Below are 4,084 nucleotides of genomic sequence, written 5' to 3' on the forward strand. Positions count from 1 at the left end.
GCACGCAAGAGCGGGGAGGACACCGCCTACCGGCGCTACTGGGAGCTGTGCGTGACCCTGTGCCTGCGGGACGGGCTGCGCTCCGGCGACGTGTTCGTGCCAGGGTCACGCCGGTACGCCGACCCGTCGACCTACCTGTACACAAGCGGGCAGTGGGCGCCCCGGCAGCCTGATCCAGGCTGGGATCGATCTTCGACCGCTCGATCGATGACGACCTTCGGTGACGCAATGGATGTCAGGAGTGACGGCGCATCGCTTCGCCGAAGTATGGCCGGGTCGAGTTCTCGGCAGCCTCAAAGCCATAGTGGAGCATCTCGGTCTCATAGTGTCGCTTAGCCTCGGTGAAAGTGGTGCTGCAGGCCGTCGCTCTGCGTAGAACCTCGGTAAGCAGGGCGGCGTCGCGCAGGGCCGTGTTGGCTCCTTCACCACGGCCGGGGGTCATGGTGTGGATCGCGTCGCCGAGCAGGGTGATGGCGGGCTCGACCCACGGCTGGATGGAGCGGGCGCAGAAGATGCCGAACGGGAAGGTGGCCGAGGCGTCGGCCTGTTCGACGACCGCGCGCAAGGCCGGATGCCAGTTGGCGATGAGGTCTTGCGCGATGTGTTGGAGGTCCGGCCCGTGGGCGGCCCAGAACTGGCGCCCGGACACCGGACGGTCGCGGAGACTGAGAGTCCAGCGCAGATAGTCCGGGACCTGACTCAACCGGACCTCCGGTGCGAGCCGGGCCGTGGCCTGGTCGAACGGTTCGGTTTTGATGAAGGCGCCGACTCCGAGCGTGACGCCCTGGGTGTCCTTGGCGCGAGGCATTCCGGTAAGGAACTCGGGCGGCACGGCGGCTCGCAGGTCCGCTGCGATGGGCGTCTTGCCGTAGATCGACCGTCCGAAATCGTCGAACTCGGCATCGGGCACGAGTTGGGCCCGGACCGCCGAGTTGGTGCCGTCGGCACCGACCAGCAGGCGCCCGGTCTCCACGGTGCCATCAGCGAAGTGCGCGTCGACTAGGCCGTCCGGGCGTGCTTCGTACCGCAGGTACTCCCTGCCGAACTGCACAACGTCGCCGAGCCCACCCAGCAGGATTTCGCGCAGCGTCTGACGGTTGACCGCGACGCCCACGGCTGGGGGCAGCGGCTTGCGGAAGATCACCTTCAGGGTGGAGGTGAACAGAACGAAGTCGCCCGTCGGCGCGGGGCTGGCGATGGCGCGATACAGCTCATATAGACGCGGCGGCAGGCACTGGCGCAGCGCATCGTCCCCGTGTCGATTGATGGAAAAGCCGTAGCCCTGCCGGTCCGGCACCGGCGACGCCGCACGATCGAAGACGGCGACCGGCACGCCGGCCCGGTGCAGCCCTTGGGCCAGGCACAGCCCGCCGACACCGCCACCGATGATCAGCACGCGAGGTAAGTGGTTCGTGGACAGGTGCTCTGCCATACTCGCCACGCTAGCAGAAAGCTGTCGCGACAGTAACTGTCTAGTCATCTATCCTGGCGACGTGGCACCCCCATTTCTCCCGCCAGAGGCCGCACGGCTCGTGCTGGGTGGCGGCTCGCTGCTGCACCGCACGGCGAGGGAACTGAACACGGCGCTGGAACGATCGCTCGCACCTTTCGACGTCACAGCGCAGCAGGCCGCTTTGCTGCTGCGCCTGCGCTCGGAGACCAGCCCACACCGCCTCGCCGCCGCCCTGGGCACCGACACCGCCGGGATGACCCGCCTGCTCGACCGGCTAGAGGACAAGGGCCTCGTCAGCCGCGTCCGGCACCCATCAGACCGTCGGTCCGTCCGCGTCGAACTCACCGCCGCCGGAGCCACCCTCACACCCCGCCTCGCCCCCGTATTCGGTTCGGTCATCCGCCGCCTCTTCGATGGCTTCTCCACCGACGATCTTCAACAGCTATCCGTCATGCTCCAACGCATGTTCACTAACCTCACCTCCAGCGACACCTGACCAGCCAGTTACCCGCTGGATTGATGGACACACGGATGTCTGGGCGGTCTTCCGTGACGCCGCGACGTTCGCGGCCGTGGTCGATCGGACCAGACGTCTCGATCACCAGCTTCACGGCCTCACTCTTGAACTCAGGCGTGAACACCCTGTGTTTCTGTGACAGCCCTCTCCCTTTCCGGGGACTATGTCGCCGAGCAGCTGGGCCTGTCGCCTGCGGCCGTCGCCGGCTACGGCGCGGCCGAACACCGCTGGGACCACCAGGAGCAGATCCGCGAGGCGTACGGCTACACGAAGTTCGACTTCGACCAGTGGTTCTCGCTGGCCCGCTGGAGGTCCCGCCGTCCCTGGACGAGCTCAACCGGCAGGTCGACGCCCGCCTGCCCGTCGTCGACCTGCCCGAGATGGTGCTGGAGGTCAACTCCTGGGTGCCCTACCTCGCCGAGTTCACCCACGTCTCCGAGGCCGTGTCCCGGATGGACGACCTGGAGCTGTCAGTAGCCGCCGTGCTCACCGCGGAGGCCACCAACGTCGGCATGGAACCGATCGTCCACGACGGCATCGACGCGCTCAGCCGCGACCGGCTGTTCTGGGTCGAGCAGAACTACCTGCGCTCCCAGACCCTCAGCCGGGCCAACGCCCGCCTGGTGGCCTTCCACACGCTCCTGCCGCTGGTCCGAGCGTGGGGCGGCGGCGAGCTGGCCTCCGCCGACGGCCTGCGGTTCATCGCTACCGGAACCCCACGTAGTCGCCGAGCACGGTGGTATCGAGGTAGCGCAGGCCGAGGAAGTGAATGCTGAGCAGGTCCGGCTGCGTGCCCTGCGCATCTTCGACGAGCTCGGGCACACGGAGGCTCGTCGGGCACCCGGCGTCAGCTCCCGTACCGGGATTCCTCGATCCCGGTGACGCGGCGGTAGTTGCCGGGGGGAAGACCATACTCCCGTTTGAAGGCCTTGGCGAAGGCGAATTCGGACGTGTAGCCGACGCGGTGGGCGACGGCGGACAGCGGCACGTCCTGTTGACGCAGTATCCGGGCCGCGGTGGTCAGGCGCCACCGGGTGAGGTAGGTCAGGGGTGGCTCACCGACCAGTGCGGTGAACCGGCGGGTGAACGTGGCGCGGGAGAGTCCGGCCTGCGCACCCAACTGCTGCACCGTCCACGATCGTGCCGGATCCTGGTGCATGCGGTGGAGGCTGGGGCCGATCGCCGGATCGGCGACCGCCCGGCTCCAGCCGGTCGGATGGTCTTCCTGCCAGGCGCGCAGGATGTAGACCAAGAGGGCGTCCACCAGCGAGGAGACGATCGCCTCCGCGCCCGGCTCCTGCTCCTCGACCTCGGTGCCGAGCAGGTCCACCGCCGCGTGCAGCCCGTGCCGGCGCCGGTTCGGCAGGTGCACCAGGTCGGGAAGCGTGGCCAGCAGCGGATGCGGCCGGCGCTGTTCAAGCCGGTAGGCACCCGACAGCAGGACCGTCTGCGCTCCGGCCGCTGTCCCGGCCACGTGCTGGTGACCGATCCGTTTGGCGTGCCACTCGCGGTCCAGGCGGAAGGTGACAGCGGGGGTGGTCGGGACGTCGGCCAGCGTGTGCTCCTGGCCGCTGGCCAGCAGCACCACGTCACCTGACCGCAGTGCCCGCGGCGGCTCGTCGGCGCTCGACAGCCAGCACGTGCCCTGCAGGATGACGTGGAACCCGAACCCTTGGTTGCCCCCGAACCGCAGCCCCCAGGGGGCGTGTGCCCGGGTACGCGCGCACAGGGTCGGCCCGGTCTCCAGGGCCGCGAGCACGTCCGTGAGCACATCCATCCGCTGATCATATCCCGACGAGACTTGTTCTGAGCCGATCAGACATGTTTTCGGCGTTCGTGGACATTGTCCGTCGTGCGACCGGATTCATACAGTCGAGTTCACGGACGGAGGGAGATCCAATATGAACGTTCTGGTCAGCGACCTGCTGGCCAACCTGTCCGGCATCCGCCCGCTGGTCACCATCGACAACAGCCCCGTCACCGACGCCGTGGAGAAGATCACCGGCCGTCCGGCCCGATCCTTCGCCGCGTTTCTGGCCGCCACCGCCGCGACGGACATCTGAGGATACGAGATCTGCTCCCCGTACCCATCCCGATGAAGAGGATTGAACAGT

Annotated in this window: 5 protein-coding genes and 1 pseudogene; 4 read left to right on the plus strand and 2 right to left on the minus strand. The window is 67.9% G+C overall.

What is annotated here, in order from left to right:
- Nucleotides 1-235: 235 nt before the first annotated feature.
- On the minus strand, nucleotides 236-1,432 hold the full coding sequence (locus U9977_RS21225; RefSeq protein ID WP_322751042.1) for an NAD(P)/FAD-dependent oxidoreductase: 1,197 nt from the start codon (nucleotides 1,430-1,432) through the stop codon (nucleotides 236-238).
- 61 nt (nucleotides 1,433-1,493) lie between these two features.
- Between U9977_RS21225 and U9977_RS21230 the strand changes: the two genes are divergently transcribed.
- From U9977_RS21230 to U9977_RS21235, 3 genes and pseudogenes are all read left to right on the plus strand, one after another.
- Nucleotides 1,494-1,949: a MarR family transcriptional regulator gene (locus tag U9977_RS21230; protein ID WP_322751043.1), complete on the plus strand. Its 456-nt coding sequence runs from the start codon at nucleotides 1,494-1,496 to the stop codon at nucleotides 1,947-1,949.
- A gap of 156 nt (nucleotides 1,950-2,105) precedes the next feature.
- Nucleotides 2,106-2,243 (plus strand): annotated as a pseudogene (locus U9977_RS27170) (DUF4158 domain-containing protein); the annotation flags it as partial.
- A 14-nt stretch (nucleotides 2,244-2,257) separates the two neighbouring features.
- Entirely contained in the window at nucleotides 2,258-2,746 is a 489-nt protein-coding gene (locus U9977_RS21235; protein WP_322751044.1) for a Tn3 family transposase, read from the plus strand.
- Between the two features lie 71 nt (nucleotides 2,747-2,817).
- On the opposite strand, the gene U9977_RS21240 is transcribed toward U9977_RS21235, so the two are convergent.
- Nucleotides 2,818-3,747 (minus strand): AraC family transcriptional regulator, encoded by a 930-nt coding sequence (locus U9977_RS21240; protein ID WP_322751045.1) that lies wholly within the window; start codon nucleotides 3,745-3,747, stop codon nucleotides 2,818-2,820.
- Nucleotides 3,748-3,871: 124 nt separating this feature from the next.
- Here U9977_RS21240 and U9977_RS21245 point away from each other — a divergent pair, with 124 nt between their 5' ends.
- Complete coding sequence (locus tag U9977_RS21245) at nucleotides 3,872-4,033, plus strand: hypothetical protein (protein ID WP_322751046.1); 162 nt, start codon at nucleotides 3,872-3,874, stop codon at nucleotides 4,031-4,033.
- Nucleotides 4,034-4,084 lie beyond the last annotated feature (51 nt).

The organism is Protofrankia sp. Cas8 (assembly GCF_963555845.1).
GTDB lineage: Bacteria > Actinomycetota > Actinomycetes > Frankiales > Frankiaceae > Protofrankia.